Origin of the sequence: Pectinatus frisingensis (genome assembly GCF_015732285.1) — a bacterium.
GTDB lineage: Bacteria > Bacillota > Negativicutes > Selenomonadales > Selenomonadaceae > Pectinatus > Pectinatus frisingensis.
Genome location: NZ_WIQU01000014.1, coordinates 56,251 through 74,171, shown reverse-complemented (window position 1 = coordinate 74,171; position 17,921 = coordinate 56,251). Strand labels below are relative to the sequence as shown.

Below are 17,921 nucleotides of genomic sequence, written 5' to 3'. Positions count from 1 at the left end.
TTGTATATGAGGGGTTTGTATGGACATAAATCATGAAATAAACAGATTACTTAATTTTGCACTGCAGAAAAAGCTCATAAAAAATTTTGATGTAGTATATTCGGTTAATCTTCTGCTTGACGTGCTTGAAATAGAAGAATACCTACCGGAAAATATAACTGAGCAGCTGGCAGAAGTATCCCCCATATTGGGGGAAATGCTTAATTATGCAGTAGACCGTCATATTATTGAAGATACGGCAGCACAGCGGGATTTGTTTGATACGCGGATAATGAATTGTGTGATGATGCGTCCGGCAGAAGTTATTGCGCAGTTTAATGAATATTATACTCAGTCACCGCAAGCAGCAACCAAGTTTTTTTATAATATGAGTGTAGCATCAAACTATATAAGAAAAGCCAGAGTGGATAAAAATATCATTTGGAAAACCCATACAGATTATGGTGATTTGGATATTACAATAAATTTGTCAAAGCCGGAAAAAGATCCCCGGGATATAATGCGGGCAAGAGCGGTTAATTCAACGGCTTATCCCAAATGCTTATTATGCCGTGAGAATGAAGGATTTGCCGGTTATGTAGGGCATCCGGCAAGGCAGACACTTCGCCTTATACCGCTTAATCTGAATAATCATGAATGGTTTTTGCAGTATTCGCCATATACTTATTACAATGAGCATTGTATAGTATTGAATAAAGATCATATCCCAATGAAAATATCAAAAAAAACTTTTGAAAATTTGTTGGCTTTCATTGATTTATTTCCACATTATTTTATCGGTTCTAATGCAGATTTGCCGATAGTAGGCGGATCAATATTATCACATGATCATTACCAAGGCGGGAATTATACTTTTGCTATGGCCAAAGCACCAATAGAACGGATATATCATATAAAAGGATTTGAGGATATAGCAGTGGGGCGGGTAAAGTGGCCGATGTCAACTATCAGAATAAGCAGTAGTGACAAAAAACGTTTGACGGAAATGGCGGTACGTATACTGGAAAAGTGGCGTAATTACTCGGATGAAACAGTTGATATTCTGTCCCAAACGGAAGGGATAGAACATAATACAATTACACCTATTGCACGCATGCAGGAAGATAAATATGAAATAGATTTAGTGCTGCGTAATAATCGTACGACTAAAAAGTATCCTTTAGGAATATTTCATCCGCATAGTGAAGTACATCATATAAAAAAGGAAAATATTGGTTTGATAGAAGTAATGGGGCTGGCTGTTCTGCCGGCACGTTTGCAGATTGAACTTGTCAAATTGGAGCAGGCGCTTATCCGGAAAACGGTGGATGTGAGCAATGATGAAATACTAGCTAAACATGCCGATTGGTATAAAATTTTATACAAAAAATATGCAGGTAATATTGACAAAAATAATATTACTGATATTGTTAAAAGTGAGGTGGGAAAAATATTTTTGCAAGTGCTTACTCATGCCGGTGTCTTCAAACGAGACGAAAAAGGTGTTGGGGCATTTGAGAAATTCATAGCCACTTTATAATATTGCTTAAGGATGATTAGTTGATGAAATCTACAACGATAATAGATGTGGCGAAGCAGGCAGGTGTGTCAGTGGCAACGGTTTCCCGGGTTGTGAATGGCAATTATCCGGTGAAGGAGGAAACAAAGAAAAAGGTAATGGATGCAGTTAAGGAATTGAATTATGTGCAGAATATTCAGGCACGTGAGCTTAATACGCGTCAATCTACTACCATAGGTGTAGTGGTTCCAAGCTTGTTCAACATGTTCTTTGCTGAAGTGTTTGATGGTATAGAAGAATATGTTAAGCATTATAATTATTCAATGCTGATTACCTGTGCAAAGGATAGTGCTATTAAGGAAAAACAGTGCATGCAGGAATTGTTGTCACGTAATGTTTGTGGAATTATTAATATATCACCGAATACTTATGCTGTTGAAATATCTTTTTATGATCAGATTGCCAAGAGAGTGCCGATGGTTTTTATAAATAGTTATATTAAACGTCCGGAGATATCATATGTTTCTAATAATGAAGCTGCCGGGGCAGAGATGGCAATGGAGCATCTTTTAAAATTGGGGCATCGCCAGATACTTTTTATTCGTGGTGTAAGCAGCGATTCTTACGAGATAAAAGAAGAAATTTATCGCAAAATGATGACCGGACACGGACTTAAGCCAAGTGTATTGAATATTGGTGAAGGTAATATTGAAAAAACTGTTGATAATACACTGTCAAAGGTCATGATGGCGATAAAGAGCGGAGTAAAAATAACGGCTATATTTGCCTGCAACGATTTGATGGCAGTGGGGGCGATAAATGGTTGTCATCGCCTGGGGTTGAAAGTACCTGCCGATATATCTGTAATAGGGTTTGATAATATAGCATTAAGCAGGTTTATTGAGCCTAAATTAACTACAATAGATCAAAATATGGCTTTACTGGGGCAGTCGGCGACGGCGCTGCTGATAGAAAAAATCGAATCCCATAATACTACAAGTGATGAGATAATATTAGAAAATACTTTAATAGAGCGTAATACAACGGCATCGGTAAAGCATTGATATGTGTATATGGATGTGAGGGTTTTAATAATATTGAAATAATGGCGGGCTGCCTGTTTCAATATTATTTTTTTATAAAAAAAACAGCATAAGTGATAATCCTGTGAATGTAAATGGACTGATTATTACTTATGCATATTAAGTTGGTAATGCTGGCAGCTGATCGATGTCACTTAAACCGAAACATTTTAAAAAAGTATTGGTGGTTCCATATAAAATTGGTCTGCCAACTACTTTTTTTCGACCGATTTCCTGAATGAGTTCTCGTTCCAAAAGTCTGTTAATGACATTATCAGCACGTACTCCGCGGATAGCTTCAACTTCCTGTTTGGTTATCGGTTGTTTAAAAGCAATAATAGACAGTGTTTCCAGAGCCGGTGCTGATAATTTTTTATCGGTCATTTCCGTTAATTTTTCCAGATATGGTGACATTTCGGGCTTAGTGCACATCTGATATGAATCAGCAATTTTTTTTATTGTCAAGCCGCGTCCGGTACCGTTCATGTCATTTTGCAGTTCTGCAATCAATGCATCAATGCTTTCTTGATCAATTCCTAAAATGGAAGATATTTGATTGCAAGAAAGAGGATCACCGCAGATAAAAAGCATTGCCTCTAATGGAGCCTTCAATTTTTCATAAAACATTATTATCATTCCTTAAATAGATATAAATAGGAGAAAAGGAAAGAGCTTGTTTTATATTTATTCTTTTTAATTTTGCCAGTTCCAATACAGCTAAAAAAGAGACAATCATTTCACCTTTTGTACTGTCAATGGCAAAAGCTGCCGTAAACAGGATGGCTTTTTTTGCTGTTTTCTGTAATAAAGTAAGGATGAACAGCATTTTATCTTGTACACTGAATTTATCACGGGCAACTTTTTGTATGTTGTTTTGCGATAATTGTCCTTCAATTACATTTTGAAAGGCCTGCCAGAGTAGATTTACATCGAGATTTTCCGGAGGCAGATGTTGAATTGGTGGCAGATCAGTGGCACGGTAAAAGATATGGCCTTGTGTTATGGACATTTTATCCAAGACGCTGCTTACTTCTTTGAAACGACGATATTCTAACAGGCGTTGGACTAATTCCTGACGGGGATCTTCATCTATTTCATCTTCATCAGCAATATTGGGTTGTTCCGGCAGTAAAATGCGCGATTTTATTTGCAGCAGTGTAGCGGCCATCAACAGAAATTCACTGGCAACATCAATATTAAATTCATGGAATTGATCAAGGTAAGTGAGATATTGATCAGTAAGTACGGCAATTGGAATATCATAGATATCTATTTTATTTTTTTCAATTAAGTGCAGTAAAAGGTCCAATGGCCCTTCAAATGCATTTAGATGCACCGTATATTCTTCAACCATAGTGCGAACAAAACCTCCTGTAAACGTGACCAAGGGGAATTGACATGCTGCAATACTCAAATTGAAACTAGTATTGCGATAAGCAGCCTTATGAAATCGATAATAGGGATAATAAAAATATTGAGAAAACTTCCCAATATAGGGGTATTGGCGGCCATAATAAATATGAGAAAGATAAAAAGGCTGTAACGTTCGATTTGAGCATATTGGCGTGCCATGTTATATGGTAAAATATTCATTACTATTCTTGAACCATCAAGCGGTGGAATCGGCAGCATATTGAACACGGCAAAATTTACATTATAGATTATTATCATCCATAAAACTTGATTTACCCAATGCTGCATATAACCTAATTTGTAAATAAACACCCATAATATGGCTGCTAATACGGCAGAAATAATATTGGATGCCGGACCAGCCAAAGAAACTAATATGTCGTCTCGGCGGGGTTTTTTAAAGTTGCGGGGATTTATCATGACGGGTCTTGCCCAGCCAAATCTGAAAAAAAACAGGGTGATAAGTCCCCATGGGTCAATATGTGCTATGGGATTAAGTGTAAGACGTCCTTGCAGACGTGGTGTAAAATCACCACAGTATACAGCTGCTCTGGCATGAGCATATTCGTGCACTGTCAAAGCAATTATAAGACCCGGAATCCCAAAAATCATCTCGGGGCCAAAACCAAACATAGAAACCTCCTGGTGCTGAAAAATCAGCGTGTATTATTTTTTATTCTATCAAGTAGAAGTATTGCTGCAATAGATTTTGCATCAATTATCTCATTATTATAAATCATTTTTATGGCTTTGGCTAATGGAATACACAATAAATGAAGAAATTCATCATCGTCAGGGTGCATTTTTCCGGCCACAAGCTTTTCAGCCAGATAAATATGAATATATTCATTAGAAAATCCTACAGTAGTGGCAATAGTAGTGAGTTTGGTGTATTTATTGGCACTGTAGCCGGTTTCTTCGCTTAGTTCACGCTTGGCACACTCAAAAGGATCCTCTTGTGGTGAATCAAGTTTGCCAGCGGGAATTTCCAATGTGACCTTATCAACAGGATAGCGATATTGACGTACCATGATAATATCACCGCTGTCAGTATAAGGAATGACAGCAGAGGCGCCAGGATGTTTTATCCATTCACGTGAAGCTGTGTGTCCATTTGGCAGTGTGACAACATCTTTTTTTACATGTAGTAAGTTGCCGTCAAATACATTTTCTGATGAAAGTTTTTTTTCAATTAGATCTTCATACATATTGTTCATCTCCAGATAAATTTCAAATGAATTATGTTAATTTTTTTTAAGCTGATTTTTTTTTAAACGGGCATTGTTAATCATTTCCATGGCATTATCCAGAGAAGCCGGTGTTACATCTATACCTGAGGCCATCCGGGCTATTTCGTTGAGTTGTTCACCAGCAGACAGTTGTTTTATGCGGGTTATAGTGTGGTTTTTTTGGATATATTTATCAATATAAAAATGAGCATCAGCCATACAAGCTATCTGTGGTAGATGAGTTACGCAAAGTACCTGTTTAAAAATTGCTATTTTGGCAATGCGTTCAGCTACCATTTGTGCTGTTTTACCACCAATACCGCTGTCTATTTCATCAAATACCATTATACCAAGGTCATCATTGGCAGCGGTAACAGTTTTTATAGCCAGGGCGATACGTGATAATTCCCCGCCGGAGACAACTTTCTGCAGTGGTTTTGTTACTTCACCGAGGTTGGCGCAGAACATTATTTGCGCTGTTTCGGTTCCGTTAGGTGTGTAGTCTTTTAAATCGTTTATTTGAATATTGAACTGTGCATTAGGCATGCCCAAATCCAATAATTGTGCCTTTATAGCTTGGGATAGTTTGGCTGCCGTTGTCTGGCGCAATTGCTTTAATTGCACAGCGGCAGCCTGTAATTTCTTTGTTGCTGCAGTTAATTGCTGACGCAGTTCGGTTATTATTATATCGTGATTTTCAATTTCATTCAGTTCAGCTTTAATTTTTTCCTGGTAGTTCAAGACATCGGTTATTGTCGGACCATACTTACGGCAGAGACGTTCGATGTCATCACTGCGGTGCAGCAGTTGATTAAGCATATCGGGATCATATTCAATATTGTCGGCATAGTCGCGGACATCATATGATATTTCTTGCAATTGTATGTAAATATCATCTATTGTTGTTTTAGAATCGGCAAAGTGTTTATCGAATTTTTCTAATGATGCAAGATTTTTTTGTATAGAAGATAATAATGTGAGCAGGGAGATGTCAGTATCATTGGATAGTGTGGTGCAAACGGATTTTACCAGATCGGCAATTTTTTCGCTGTTGGAAAGTTTTTTAATTTTTTCTTCTAAATGGATATTTTCATCAGGGTTAACAGCCAGTGTATTTATTTCATTATATTGCCAACGGAGCATGTCCAGACGGTTGGTATAGTTTTGTGAATCAGTTAATTTTTGTTCTAGATTTTTTTGGGCTGCAATATATTGCCGATATTTTGCCGTATAATCGGCAATACAAGAGGCAAAGTTGGGTGAAGCACAGTCGATGATTGCTAATTGTGCTTCTGGACGCAGTAGTGATTGATTTTCATTTTGACCGTGAATATCAATAGTCAATTCACCCAGAGCTTTGAGTATGGTTAAGGTTACCTGACAACCGTTTATCTGGATGATGTTTTTCCCATTTTTGTTTACTTGGCGTACCACAATAAGTTCATTTGATTCGTCAATAATAGCGTTGTCGGACAAGAAAGCATGTACTTTGTCACTATTTATATCATAAACAGCTTCAACACGTAAATAATTACCACCGTTTCTAATGGAATCAGTGTTGGAACGCTGTCCCATCAGAAGTCCCAAAGCACCAAGCAATAGTGATTTACCAGCGCCTGTTTCTCCGGTAAATATATTGAGTCCTTCATCAAAATGAACTTGTATATGCTCAATCAGAGCAAGGTTCCATACAGTCAATGTTTTTAGCATATAGAAATATCCTTCTTTAATATAAACATTGGTTGGTTAAAATAGATAAAATTTATTCATCAGGTCATAAATTTTTCTAATTTTTTTAATACTTTCTCCACTGCGGATAACGGTTTAATGATGATTAATATATTATCATCACCGGCCACTGTACCAATTATTTCCGGCCATTTGGCATAATCCAAGGTCGAGGCAACGGCATTGGCTGCACCGGGCAGGGTCTTTATGACTATGATATTTTCACTAAAATCAATATGTATTACACTGTCATGAAAAAGTCGTTCCATGCGATTTTTAGAAAAAAAGAATTTTTTGTCGGATGGGCAGGCATAGCGATATCTGCCGTCATCGGTGGGAATTTTTATTAGCATCATTTCCTTGATATCACGGGAAACAGTAGCCTGGGTAACGTCTATATGGTGATTACGCAGCGCTTCAGCTAATTCTTCCTGGGTTTCAATAATGGAATTTTCAATGATGCTTTTAATTTTTTCATGTCTCAATGATTTCATGTAGTCACCCCTGTTTTTCTATCCAGCATAGTGCTGGTGCATCGATATGATTGTGTAATTGATACCAACCGACGGTATAAGTATGTTTATCCATGGCTTTAGTATAGTTGAGTAAGGCGTTATATTCCCGTTTCCCTTCTGCATGTCCCGGGTAGGCCGTAATGGAAATTATGCCGTTGGTTTTTAGAAGTTGTCTCATTATGTCAAGCGTTTCCAAGGTCGTTTTAGTATGTGTCATTATCAGATGTGGTGCACCGGGCAGGTAGCCAAGATTAAAAACAGCTACATCAATTGGTATCTGTTTAATGTACTTTTTTACATTACTGTGTGAATCGCAGATATAAGTGATTTTGTTTTTATAAGGCAGTGTCTGTTGTTTGGTATTTTCAACAGCTGCTGGCTGTATATCAAAGGCATAAATTTTTGCTACGGGAGAATTTTCAGCAAGAAAAAGTGTATCTGAGCCATTGCCGCAGGTAGCATCAATTACCAATTTGGCATTTTGCAGTACTGTTTTCAGCAGACAATGATTTATTTGGATAGCATTACTGATTGTCTGCATTAGTATCGCTCCGAATCAATTTATTTAATAAAATTTTATAATAATTTTTATCATCAAATTTTATTATTTTAGCCATAAAAGGAGCTTTACAGATCATCACTTGTTCATCTGGTCCGATTGGGCAGATATCCTGCCCGTCAAAAGTCAAACTAACCTGCTGACTGGTGTTTTTAACTGTGATATTGATCTGCTCAGTTTCATTTATTATCATTGGACGCACATAAAAAGTGTGCGGACAAATTGGTGTTACCAAAAGAACTTTTACTTTAGGATTGATTATTGGTCCGCCGGCGGATAAAGAATAGGCAGTTGAACCGGTGGCTGTTGAAACGATAAGGCCGTCGGCCCGATAGTCAGCTACTTTATAAGAGTCAAGTTCCAATTCAAGTCCTATCATGCGGGCAACACCGGTGCTGGTGAGTACAATATCATTTACAGCATAACCAGCCAGTTTCAATGCATTATCTTTCTTTAGATAACCGGCCAGCATCAGACGTTGTTCAATTTTATAATTACCGGTTAATATTTTTTGCAATTTATTGGTAAGTTCACTGACTTCGATGTCGGCTAAAAATCCAAGATTGCCGATGTTTACACCGCAGACAGGAATATTATGTGGTGCCAGCAGACGGCATACTCCCAGTAATGTACCGTCACCGCCGATACTAAGCCCGACATCGATGTTGGTTTTTAAGATATTGTCGGTGGCGAAGATCTCATAACCAAAAAGTTTAGCCATATTTAAAGGGATAAATATGTCAGAATGACGTTCAGTGAGAAAAGCTATGACTTTATCTAAAATTTTTTTGCTGTCTTTTTTTTTGCAATTAGGGAAAATACCTATTCTCATATTTTGGCCTCAATATTATAGAAATTACATAAACAAATTTAATGTTGGTTTTTATCTAATTCAGTGTGAGCTATATGAACAATTTCATGAATGACTTCATCAGTAATATTAATACTGTCGGTTGAATTGTCACAACCAAGGTGGATGAGATATTCAATATTGCCTTCGGGTCCCTTTATCGGTGAGTAAGTTATGTTTTTGATGATAAACCCGATTTGTACCGATAAATCGACTATTTTTCTTATCACAGCCGTGTGGATAAGTGGATCTCGTACGACCCCCTTTTTACCGACATGTTCCCGGCCAGCCTCAAATTGTGGTTTTATTAATGCCGCTATTTCACCGGTGGGTTTTAATAAAGTTTTTGCAACCGGCAATACTTTTTCAAGTGAAATGAAAGCTACGTCGATAGAAGCAAAATCAGCATATTCACCAAGAGTTTCAGGTTTTACAAAACGGATATTGGTGCGTTCCATATTTATCACGCGTTTATCAGTTCTGAGTGACCAGGCAAGCTGTCCGTATCCAACATCGATGGCAAAAACTTTTTTCGCACCGTTTTTTAGGGCGCAATCAGTGAAACCACCGGTAGATGCACCTATATCAATACAAATTTTATCTTTTAAATCGAGAGAAAAAGTTTTCATCGCTTTTTCCAGCTTGAGACCGCCCCGACTCACATATTTGATGCTGTCGCCTAATAGACGTATGGGCAGATCTGGGTCGACCGGTGCTCCGGCCTTATCTATTTTTTGTTCGTTGACCAGAACCAGCCCTTCCATGATCGAAGCTTTAGCCCGTTCTCTGCTTGAGAACAGTCCTTTTTCAACTAAAACTATATCTAATCGTTGTTTTTTCATCCAACTGCTCCATATCGTAATCAATTATGCTAATGATTGACCAGATTTTTTATTGTTTTTGCTATTTCTCCGGCAGTAAGACCGTAATCGCGGAGAAGTTCATCACGTGGACCTTGAGGAATAAATTTATCAGGTAATCCCAGACAGGTTATTTTGCCTGGAGAAATATTGTTTTGGGATAACACTTCCAGTACAGCTGAACCAAATCCGCCGGCCAGCACGTTTTCTTCAACAGTAATAAGATATTTTTTGGTTTGTGCCAGAGTAATGAGCAACGCTTTGTCAAGTGGTTTTATGAAGCGCGCATTGATTACACTACACAAAATATTGTCGCTGCGCAGTATCTCAGCGGCTTTTAATGCCGGACAGACCATCGAACCAATTGCAATGATAGCATATTCTCCGCTGTCACTGAGTATTTTACCGAACCCTATAGGAAGATGATGCAGACTGACGTCCATTGGTATTCCACAAGCTTGGCCGCGAGGGTAGCGGAGCACGATCGGACCATTATGTTCTATGGCTGTGTAGAGCATGTGCTGAAGTTCATTTTCGTCTTGTGGTGCCATTAGTGTGATACCGGGAATATTGCGCAGAAAAGAATAATCAAATACACCATGATGTGTGGGACCATCCTCACCGACAAGACCGGCTCTGTCTAAACAGATCGTTACAGGCAGATTTTGAAGACAAATATCATGTAAAATCTGATCATAGCCACGCTGGGCAAATGTTGAATAAAGAGCTACAACTGGTTTTTTCCCAGCAGAAGCTAATCCGGCAGCCATAGTTAAAGCATGTTCTTCCGCAATACCAACATCAAAAAATCGTTCGGGATATTGACGAGCAAAAGCACTGAGACCCGTGCCGCCGGGCATAGCAGCTGTTATTGCTACAATATCTTTGTCATCAGAAGCTATTTTTAATAACGTATTACTGAATATTTGCGTGTAAGTGGGGATGGATGAAGGTTTGCTGACAGATTGACCGGTTTCAATATCAAAGCGGCCTATGCCGTGGAATTTATCTGGATGCTTTTCAGCGGGTGGATATCCTTTTCCCTTTTTAGTGAGTATATGCAGCATGACAGGGCCGTGTATATTTTTTATACGTTGCAGTATTGTTATCAGATTAGGCAGGTTATTGCCGTCAACCGGGCCAATATATGATATTCCCATTTCTTCGAATAAGCCGCCGGCAATAAAAGCATTTTTTACACTGTCCTTTAGTATTTCAGCCGTTTTATAAAAAGTCTGTCCTACTTTAGGCAGACGGGCAATAAGGCTGCCTATGTCTTTTTTTACCCGGGTATATTCCGGATTAGTGCGAATCTGGGAAAAATATGATGATAGCGCACCAACATTTTTAGAAATAGACATTTCGTTATCGTTTAGTATGATGAGCATGTCTTTTTTCAATGCGCCGACATTGTTTAATGCTTCGAAAGCTTCTCCGCCGCTCATGGCGCCATCACCAATTACAGCGATTACCTTAAAGCGTCCGCCATCAATGTCTCTGGCCGCTGCCATGCCTAAGGCTGCCGAAATAGAAGTGCTGGCATGGCCGACTCCAAAGGCATCATAAGGGCTTTCACTTCTCTTGGGAAAACCGGTCAGGCCGCCTTTTTGACGTAAAGTAGAAAATTGATCACGTCGTCCGGAAAGAATTTTGTGGGTATAAGCTTGATGCCCGACATCCCAGACGAGTTTATCAGTGGGAAAGTCAAAAATTTTGTATAAAGCTATTGTTAATTCCACCGTACCGAGGCTTGGAGCCAGATGGCCGCCGTTTTTTGATACTGTATCAATAATTAAACTGCGTATTTCTTCGGCAAGCTGTAGTAGTTGTTTAGGCAGTAATAATTTTAAATCATCGGGAGTATTAAGCTGTTCTAATATATTCAAAAAATCACTTCCCTTAACTTTGTCTATCCAGAAGGTTTTTTACTAAGGTTTTTAAAAATTGTGCGTTGTCACCAAATATGGTTAGGGCAGTGACAGCATTTTCTATTGAAGTTTGAGCTAAGTGTTTGGCTTCAGATAATGATAATAAAGACACATAAGTTGATTTGTGGTTTTTAATATCACTACCGGTTGGTTTGCCAGTTTTTTTGTCATCTCCAATGATATCAAGTATATCATCAGTGATTTGAAAGGCAAGACCAAATTCTTCTGCATATTTAGTAAGAGCGGCTAATTGAACAGCAGAAGCCTGCGCTAAAATAGCTCCGGAACGAACCGCAGCGCGAAATAATGCTCCGGTTTTTGCTGAGTGTAATTGGCGCAGCTCGGTTAAACTTATATTCTTGTTTTCAGACAATAAATCTATTGCCTGACCGCCGACCATTCCTTGCGGACCTGCGGCATAGCTGATTTCTTGAACTACTTTTAACAGGTGCTCCGATTTGATATCGGGATTTGAAGCTATGACATCAAAGGCCATGGTCAAAAGAGCATCACCAGCCAGGACTGCCATGCCATCACCATATACTTTGTGATTGGTGAGCTTGCCGCGGCGATAGTCATCATTATCCATGGCGGGTAAATCGTCATGGATAAGTGAATAGGTGTGAATAAGCTCTAAAGCGCAGGCAATGCGGTTGTATTTTTCACCGTTATCTCCTATCGCATCGGCAGCTGCCATCAGCATCAGCGGACGTAATCTTTTACCGCCGGCAGTCAGACTGTAGTTCATTGACTGTGCTAATATTTTGTTTAAGGCAGCATCAGCTGGATACAAATCAGACAATGTATTATTGATAAGTTCGATTCTGTGGGCAATATATTTATTCATTGGAGATATTCTCCTTTGTCTCAAGGTTTAAAGATGTTGTGGTACCATCAGCGTTAATTTCCAGCAGTTTACAGATAGTCTTATCGGCACTGTCCAGTTCTTGACGGCAAAATTGAATGAGAGCAGTACTTTCCTTATATTTTTTTACTAAATCATTAAGAGTAAGTTTATTTGTTTCCATATCATGAACTAATATTTCCAGCTTGTTTATCGAATCCTCAAATGTTTGTTTCTTTTTTGGCATAATGCTCACCTTTCTTTTTTAAAGCATTGACAGTGGCGGATACTTGTCCGTCAGAAAGTACAATTTGCAGCAAGTCATTTTTAGCTAATTGGTCAGTGGAAGTTATAACAGTATTGCCACGGTAAACCATTGAATAACCTCTTTGCAAAGCAGTCTCCGGATTGAGCAGAGCCAATTTTTCAGATAATACAGTAATTATGTGTTGCTTATCAGTAAATTGATGATTTACAGCATTATTGAGCTGGCTGATAAGTAAGTCAAGTTGTTGCCAACTATCACCTAAAGGAGAGTACGTATCATTGAAAAGTTTGTTATTACGACAGTTGTTAAGGCGGGTATGACAGCTGGCAAGATAATTTTCAATAACATTGGATAAATTAGTTTGTAATAAATATATTTTTTTTAGAAGTTCTTCACGGGAGGGAACGCATAACTGTGCTGCGTGTGATGGTGTAGAAGCACGTACATCACTGGCAAAATCGGTAAGAGTATAGTCTGTTTCATGACCGACAGCAGAAACTATAGGTAATTTTGCAGCATAAACTGCCCTGACAACTCGTTCATCGTTAAAAGACCATAAATCTTCCATAGAGCCACCGCCGCGGCCAATGATAAGAACGTCACAAAGATCATAATGGCAGTCAAAGTATTGCAGTGCCTTGACAATTTGCTCGGCAGAACCATCACCCTGCACCATTACAGGATAAAGCAGCAACTTTACCGCAGGATTGCGCTGAGACGCTACATTGTATATGTCATGCAGTACAGCGCCTGTTTTGGAAGTAATGATGCCAATGGTTTTGGGGTAAATAGGTAATGATCTTTTATGTTCGGGATTAAACAATCCCTCTAAAGTAAGTTTATTTTTCAGTTGTTCATAATAAAGATTTAAATCACCGATACCATCCGGTACCAGCTGTTCTATGTATAATTGATAAGTCCCGTCACGGTCATAGACGCTGATGCTGCCGCAGGCAATGACTTTCATGCCATTTTCTGGTCTGAAGCGTAATTTTTGCGCAAAACGACGAAAAATAACTGCCCGCAATGCAGCATGCTCGTCTTTAAGCGTAAGGTAGCAATGACCGGAAGAGTGGAATTTAAAATTGGATATTTCACCACGGATCATCACTTTGCGTAAATTGTTATCTGTGCTGAAAAGTTCTTTTATATAAGTATTTATCTCACTGACATTATAAATAGTCATCAAATTAATTCCTTTTAAGAAAAAAGCCGGGCTTTTGCCCGGCTTTGATTACTTTTTGACAATTGACCCTAAGACACCGTTAATAAAACGGCTTGAATCGTCTGTTCCAAATTGCTTGGCCAGTTCGACAGCTTCATTTATGACTATCTTAGGAGTCAAATCCTTATCGCCAAACTTAAGTTCATAAACGGCAATACGCAAGATATTTCTGTCCACGGCTGGCATCCTATCCAAATGCCAGTCCCCTGAAACAGAACTGATTGCTTCGTCAATATATAATTGATTATCAATTACTCCGCTGACAATTTCCTGCATATAAGCGGAGTCGGAGTCTTTTAAAGCCTTTATTGTGGTTAAGACAGCATTGACAGCAGATTCTTTATCGAGGCCGGTATTTAAATCAAGCTGGAATAAAGTTTGCAAAGCTGCGCAGCGTGATTGCCTGCGACTCATAAATGAAAAATTCTCCTTTTTAACGACGAAATATCGGCGGAATAAATTTTTGAATGTGATCAAGAATATCTTCCGCAGTTTCAAATAAATCATCTTTTTTATCTATTTTGTTACCGATAAACAGTCCTGCCCCAACAAAAAACAAAACAAATATAGTTTTAAAAAAACCAAAAATCAAGATGGATAAACTGAATACAAAACCCAGGATAACCCCGGAAATTTTTCCGGGATTGTTATTCCATAGGTCTTTTATATACTTTTTCCAAGAAAAGTTTTCCATAATTTACTCCATATTAATTACTGTTTTAAACTACGCGCCTTTTTTTTGCGCTGTTGCTATCAGATACACTGTCGACAATGATATCAATTGCAACATCATTCAAAGACATATACGAAGACAGTTGATCTTTGATATTTTTTTGCAATTCGTCAGACATTCTGATGGCATCATATTCTTGGCCTATTATCAGTCTTATTTTTAATTGTGTGCTCATTTCAATGTGATTGGCTTTTTTAAAAAATTTTACTTTTATTTTTGTATCGTAAACACCGGGCATATTGTGACATAATCTGTTAGTGACGTCGAGAACTGCATTTTTAGTGATATGCACATCACCGTTATTGCCATGTACGATAATACCTTCATTGCCTAAATCACTGCCTTTTTTGCCGGAAAAACAATTACCCATTAGTTCAATACTAAGCAAAAATACGACAACGGCTGCACCAATAGTTTCAAAACGGCCGAGCATATATAATACATTATTCCACAAATCATCTATCGGGATGATACCTGTGCATAAAACAATTAAGCCTAAAGAAAGTAAGGCGAAAAATAATGTATAAAAAAACAATAAAAATCTATTGATAATCCCCATTAGAAAACCTCTTCCTTAGCGGACCCGGACGACTTCTTCCTTTTGTTCTTCAGGTGGAAACCCTACACCCTGAACATGAATATTGACTTCAACAACATGCAGTCCTGTCATCGTTTCAATGGCTTTTTTCACATTTTCCTGCACATTCAGGGCAATATCGGGTATACGGACACCGTATTTTACGATCAGATATAAATCTACGGCAGCCTCCTGTTCGCCTACTTCGACTTTGACACCCTTAGAAAAATTTTTTCTACCGAGCATTTCGGCGATGCCGCCAACTAATCCACCGCTCATACCGGCAATACCTTCGATTTCTGTCGCGGCGAGACCGGCGATGATGCTCACTACTTCATCGGCTATACGAATAGAACCGAGAGCGGTTGATTTAGTTTTTTTATCTGTAGCAGTATCCATTATTATCTCTCCTTTAGCTCATGAATGATTTTCTATCATTATATCAAACATTGTATTATTATACAAATTATTTATAAATGAAAAAAAGCTGCCGCACATAAACATTTTGTTCGTAAATATGCAATATTGAGCCTCTTTTATTCGTCTTTTTAAGGACGGATAAAGGAATTGTAACGGGTTGCATCCTTATGAGGTAATGTTGTTTATGCGGCAGCCTATTATGCCGGCAGACAGCATAATTTTTTATAAGTAATATTATGAGAATTTAAACAGGAGCGTCAAGCCTTATCAGCAATTTGCTTTTGCAGCAGGCTGATGAATTGATTAGCAGGCATGGCGTTGGTGGCTTGTTCACCGTGTTTCCTGACTGATACGGTATTTTCAGCTAATTCTTTGTCACCGACTACCAATATATATGGAACCTTTTTGACTTGGCATTCACGCATTTTATAACCGACTTTTTCATTGCGATCATCCACTTCGACACGTAAACCCAAGTCAAACATTTTCTTTTTCAAGGCAAAGGCATAATCGGCATGTTTGTCAGTAACCGGCAGAATTTTCGCCTGTATTGGTGCAAGCCATACAGGAAAAACTCCGGCGTAGTGTTCAATCAATATGCCGATAAAACGTTCGATACTGCCATATACAACACGGTGCATCATGACAGGACGATGTTTTTGTCCATCTTCACCGGTATAGGTAAGGTCAAATTTTTCCGGCATCAACATATCAAGCTGTATTGTGCCGCATTGCCAAGTACGGCCCAGTGAGTCCATTAGATGAAAATCTATTTTTGGACCGTAAAAAGCGCCATCACCTTCATTGACAACATATTTTAACCCACGGTTTTCAAGTGCATTGCGCAAAGCAGCAGTCGATTTTTCCCATACGTCATCAGAACCCATGGAGTTTTCCGGACGAGTGCTGAGTTCGGCATGATATGATAGGCCAAATGTACTGTATATTTCATCGAATAAGTCGATTATACTTTGAATTTCACCTTCGATCTGTGAGGGAAGAGCAAAGATATGGGCATCATCTTGCGTGAAGTTGCGCACACGCATAAGTCCATGCAGAGCTCCGGATAATTCATGACGATGGACAAGTCCCAATTCAGCCATTCTAAGCGGCAGCTCCCGGTAACTATGGGGTTGGGTTTTGTAAACGAGCATGCCGCCTGGGCAGTTCATTGGTTTTATTGCATAGTCTTCACCATCTATCTTAGTGAAATACATATTTTCTTTGTAATGATCCCAATGCCCAGACTGTTCCCAAAGCTGACGATTCAATATCATCGGTGTTTTTATTTCTTGATAACCATAGCGGCGATGAACAGAACGCCAGTAATTAATTAGCTCATTTCTTATAATCATACCATTGGGATGAAAGAATGGGAAACCAGGACCTTCTTCATGCAGACTGAACAAATCGAGTTCTTTGCCTAATTTTCTGTGATCTCGTTTAGCAGCTTCTTCGAGCATATTAAGATAAGCATCGAGGTCCGTTTTCTTTTCAAAGGCTGTTCCGTAAATGCGCTGCAGCATTTTATTTTTTGCATTGCCGCGCCAATAAGCACCGGTAACATTTTGCAATTTAAGAGCTTTGATTTTGCCGGTCGAAACAAGATGGGGGCCGGCACAAAGATCTGTGAATTCTCCTTGTGTATAAAGTGTGATAAGAACATCTTCCGGTAGATCTTTTATTAGTTGAACTTTATATTTTTCACCCTTGGCTTCAAATAATTTTATGGCATCTTCACGCTTTACTTCTCTGCGTTCAATAGGCAGGTTTTCTTTGACGATTTTTTCCATTTCTTTTTGAATCTTATCTAAATCAGATTGACTAAGCTGTTTTTGCATGTCAATGTCATAATAAAAACCATTATCAATGGCCGGACCAATAGCCAATTGGACATTTTTTTCACCATAAATACGCTTGATCGCCTGAGCCAGGACATGTGAAGCACTGTGACGCAGTGCCCAGCGTCCGGCCGCATCTTCAAAAGTCATGAAATCGATAGAACAGTCATTATTTAATGGTGTCATTAAATCAGAATTAACGCCATTGATTTTAACTGAAAGTGCTTTTTTAGCCAGACTATTACTTAAGGATTTTAAGAAAGTCAATGCTGTAGTGCCCTTTTCTATTTCGCATACTTTACCATCTTTTAACTTGATTTTTATCATTATAAATGCCCTCCTATTGTTAGT

Annotated in this window: 20 protein-coding genes; 2 read left to right on the top strand and 18 right to left on the bottom strand. The window is 38.5% G+C overall.

All coding sequences use genetic code 11. The features are described from left to right. Window positions 1-19 precede the first annotated feature (19 nt). Together I6751_RS01615 and I6751_RS01610 are read left to right on the top strand one after the other, a co-directional pair. Window positions 20-1,519 (top strand): UDP-glucose--hexose-1-phosphate uridylyltransferase, encoded by a 1,500-nt coding sequence (locus I6751_RS01615; protein ID WP_196590163.1) that lies wholly within the window; start codon window positions 20-22, stop codon window positions 1,517-1,519. Between the two features lie 23 nt (window positions 1,520-1,542). Beyond that, window positions 1,543-2,562, top strand: coding sequence for a LacI family DNA-binding transcriptional regulator (locus I6751_RS01610; RefSeq protein WP_182187893.1), 1,020 nt, complete (start codon window positions 1,543-1,545; stop codon window positions 2,560-2,562). A gap of 138 nt (window positions 2,563-2,700) precedes the next feature. Here the strand turns inward: I6751_RS01610 and scpB are convergent, their stop codons facing one another. From scpB to thrS, 18 genes are all read right to left on the bottom strand, one after another. Next, window positions 2,701-3,207, bottom strand: a complete 507-nt coding sequence (scpB, locus tag I6751_RS01605; protein ID WP_182187894.1) for an SMC-Scp complex subunit ScpB — start codon at window positions 3,205-3,207, stop codon at window positions 2,701-2,703. Further along, on the bottom strand, window positions 3,197-3,934 hold the full coding sequence (locus I6751_RS01600) for a segregation and condensation protein A (RefSeq protein WP_196590164.1): 738 nt from the start codon (window positions 3,932-3,934) through the stop codon (window positions 3,197-3,199). The genes scpB and I6751_RS01600 overlap by 11 nt, the downstream gene beginning before the upstream one ends. A gap of 56 nt (window positions 3,935-3,990) precedes the next feature. Further along, window positions 3,991-4,626 carry a site-2 protease family protein gene (locus tag I6751_RS01595; protein WP_182187896.1) on the bottom strand — a complete coding sequence of 212 codons (636 nt, stop codon included), beginning with the start codon at window positions 4,624-4,626 and terminating at the stop codon, window positions 3,991-3,993. A gap of 23 nt (window positions 4,627-4,649) precedes the next feature. Further along, window positions 4,650-5,201: an NUDIX domain-containing protein gene (locus I6751_RS01590; RefSeq protein ID WP_196590165.1), complete on the bottom strand. Its 552-nt coding sequence runs from the start codon at window positions 5,199-5,201 to the stop codon at window positions 4,650-4,652. Window positions 5,202-5,237: 36 nt separating this feature from the next. Then, entirely contained in the window at window positions 5,238-6,932 is a 1,695-nt protein-coding gene (recN, locus tag I6751_RS01585) for a DNA repair protein RecN (protein ID WP_196590166.1), read from the bottom strand. A 59-nt stretch (window positions 6,933-6,991) separates the two neighbouring features. Continuing rightward, window positions 6,992-7,444: an arginine repressor gene (argR, locus tag I6751_RS01580; protein ID WP_196590167.1), complete on the bottom strand. Its 453-nt coding sequence runs from the start codon at window positions 7,442-7,444 to the stop codon at window positions 6,992-6,994. Between the two features lie 4 nt (window positions 7,445-7,448). Then, the gene (gene mnmM, locus I6751_RS01575) at window positions 7,449-8,006 is read right to left on the bottom strand and encodes a tRNA 5-(aminomethyl)-2-thiouridylate-methyltransferase MnmM (protein WP_196590168.1); all 558 of its coding nucleotides are present in this window, start codon (window positions 8,004-8,006) and stop codon (window positions 7,449-7,451) included. Next, a complete protein-coding gene (locus tag I6751_RS01570) occupies window positions 7,990-8,856 on the bottom strand; it encodes an NAD(+)/NADH kinase (RefSeq protein WP_196590170.1) in 867 nt (288 codons plus the stop codon). Before I6751_RS01570 ends, mnmM begins: the two co-directional genes overlap by 17 nt. A gap of 38 nt (window positions 8,857-8,894) precedes the next feature. Then, window positions 8,895-9,716 (bottom strand): TlyA family RNA methyltransferase, encoded by an 822-nt coding sequence (locus tag I6751_RS01565; RefSeq protein ID WP_196590172.1) that lies wholly within the window; start codon window positions 9,714-9,716, stop codon window positions 8,895-8,897. A gap of 29 nt (window positions 9,717-9,745) precedes the next feature. Then, entirely contained in the window at window positions 9,746-11,620 is a 1,875-nt protein-coding gene (gene dxs / locus I6751_RS01560; RefSeq protein ID WP_196590174.1) for a 1-deoxy-D-xylulose-5-phosphate synthase, read from the bottom strand. Window positions 11,621-11,633: 13 nt separating this feature from the next. Continuing rightward, window positions 11,634-12,509, bottom strand: coding sequence for a polyprenyl synthetase family protein (locus I6751_RS01555; RefSeq protein WP_182187904.1), 876 nt, complete (start codon window positions 12,507-12,509; stop codon window positions 11,634-11,636). Then, window positions 12,502-12,753, bottom strand: a complete 252-nt coding sequence (gene xseB / locus I6751_RS01550; protein WP_182187905.1) for an exodeoxyribonuclease VII small subunit — start codon at window positions 12,751-12,753, stop codon at window positions 12,502-12,504. The genes I6751_RS01555 and xseB overlap by 8 nt, the downstream gene beginning before the upstream one ends. Next, window positions 12,728-13,960, bottom strand: coding sequence for an exodeoxyribonuclease VII large subunit (gene xseA, locus I6751_RS01545; protein ID WP_196590176.1), 1,233 nt, complete (start codon window positions 13,958-13,960; stop codon window positions 12,728-12,730). Before xseA ends, xseB begins: the two co-directional genes overlap by 26 nt. A gap of 48 nt (window positions 13,961-14,008) precedes the next feature. After that, the gene (gene nusB, locus I6751_RS01540; RefSeq protein WP_182187907.1) at window positions 14,009-14,413 is read right to left on the bottom strand and encodes a transcription antitermination factor NusB; all 405 of its coding nucleotides are present in this window, start codon (window positions 14,411-14,413) and stop codon (window positions 14,009-14,011) included. 19 nt (window positions 14,414-14,432) lie between these two features. After that, complete coding sequence (locus tag I6751_RS01535; RefSeq protein ID WP_196590178.1) at window positions 14,433-14,693, bottom strand: DUF2273 domain-containing protein; 261 nt, start codon at window positions 14,691-14,693, stop codon at window positions 14,433-14,435. Window positions 14,694-14,718: 25 nt separating this feature from the next. Continuing rightward, window positions 14,719-15,291, bottom strand: a complete 573-nt coding sequence (gene amaP, locus I6751_RS01530; RefSeq protein WP_196590179.1) for an alkaline shock response membrane anchor protein AmaP — start codon at window positions 15,289-15,291, stop codon at window positions 14,719-14,721. A gap of 15 nt (window positions 15,292-15,306) precedes the next feature. Further along, window positions 15,307-15,708, bottom strand: a complete 402-nt coding sequence (locus tag I6751_RS01525; protein ID WP_182187910.1) for an Asp23/Gls24 family envelope stress response protein — start codon at window positions 15,706-15,708, stop codon at window positions 15,307-15,309. 278 nt (window positions 15,709-15,986) lie between these two features. After that, a complete protein-coding gene (gene thrS / locus I6751_RS01520; protein WP_196590181.1) occupies window positions 15,987-17,897 on the bottom strand; it encodes a threonine--tRNA ligase in 1,911 nt (636 codons plus the stop codon). Window positions 17,898-17,921 lie beyond the last annotated feature (24 nt).

Coding starts and splice junctions, on each gene's coding strand:
- I6751_RS01610 (WP_182187893.1), top strand. CDS start 1,543: ATGAAATCTACAACGATAATAGATGTGGCGAAGCAGGCAGGTGTGTCA.
- recN (WP_196590166.1), bottom strand. CDS start 6,932: ATGCTAAAAACATTGACTGTATGGAACCTTGCTCTGATTGAGCATATA.
- scpB (WP_182187894.1), bottom strand. CDS start 3,207: ATGTTTTATGAAAAATTGAAGGCTCCATTAGAGGCAATGCTTTTTATC.
- I6751_RS01555 (WP_182187904.1), bottom strand. CDS start 12,509: ATGAATAAATATATTGCCCACAGAATCGAACTTATCAATAATACATTG.
- I6751_RS01615 (WP_196590163.1), top strand. CDS start 20: ATGGACATAAATCATGAAATAAACAGATTACTTAATTTTGCACTGCAG.
- xseA (WP_196590176.1), bottom strand. CDS start 13,960: ATGACTATTTATAATGTCAGTGAGATAAATACTTATATAAAAGAACTT.
- xseB (WP_182187905.1), bottom strand. CDS start 12,753: ATGCCAAAAAAGAAACAAACATTTGAGGATTCGATAAACAAGCTGGAA.
- amaP (WP_196590179.1), bottom strand. CDS start 15,291: ATGGGGATTATCAATAGATTTTTATTGTTTTTTTATACATTATTTTTC.
- mnmM (WP_196590168.1), bottom strand. CDS start 8,006: ATGCAGACAATCAGTAATGCTATCCAAATAAATCATTGTCTGCTGAAA.
- I6751_RS01525 (WP_182187910.1), bottom strand. CDS start 15,708: ATGGATACTGCTACAGATAAAAAAACTAAATCAACCGCTCTCGGTTCT.
- I6751_RS01535 (WP_196590178.1), bottom strand. CDS start 14,693: ATGGAAAACTTTTCTTGGAAAAAGTATATAAAAGACCTATGGAATAAC.
- thrS (WP_196590181.1), bottom strand. CDS start 17,897: ATGATAAAAATCAAGTTAAAAGATGGTAAAGTATGCGAAATAGAAAAG.
- I6751_RS01590 (WP_196590165.1), bottom strand. CDS start 5,201: ATGTATGAAGATCTAATTGAAAAAAAACTTTCATCAGAAAATGTATTT.
- argR (WP_196590167.1), bottom strand. CDS start 7,444: ATGAAATCATTGAGACATGAAAAAATTAAAAGCATCATTGAAAATTCC.
- I6751_RS01565 (WP_196590172.1), bottom strand. CDS start 9,716: ATGAAAAAACAACGATTAGATATAGTTTTAGTTGAAAAAGGACTGTTC.
- I6751_RS01600 (WP_196590164.1), bottom strand. CDS start 3,934: ATGGTTGAAGAATATACGGTGCATCTAAATGCATTTGAAGGGCCATTG.
- I6751_RS01595 (WP_182187896.1), bottom strand. CDS start 4,626: ATGTTTGGTTTTGGCCCCGAGATGATTTTTGGGATTCCGGGTCTTATA.
- I6751_RS01570 (WP_196590170.1), bottom strand. CDS start 8,856: ATGAGAATAGGTATTTTCCCTAATTGCAAAAAAAAAGACAGCAAAAAA.
- nusB (WP_182187907.1), bottom strand. CDS start 14,413: ATGAGTCGCAGGCAATCACGCTGCGCAGCTTTGCAAACTTTATTCCAG.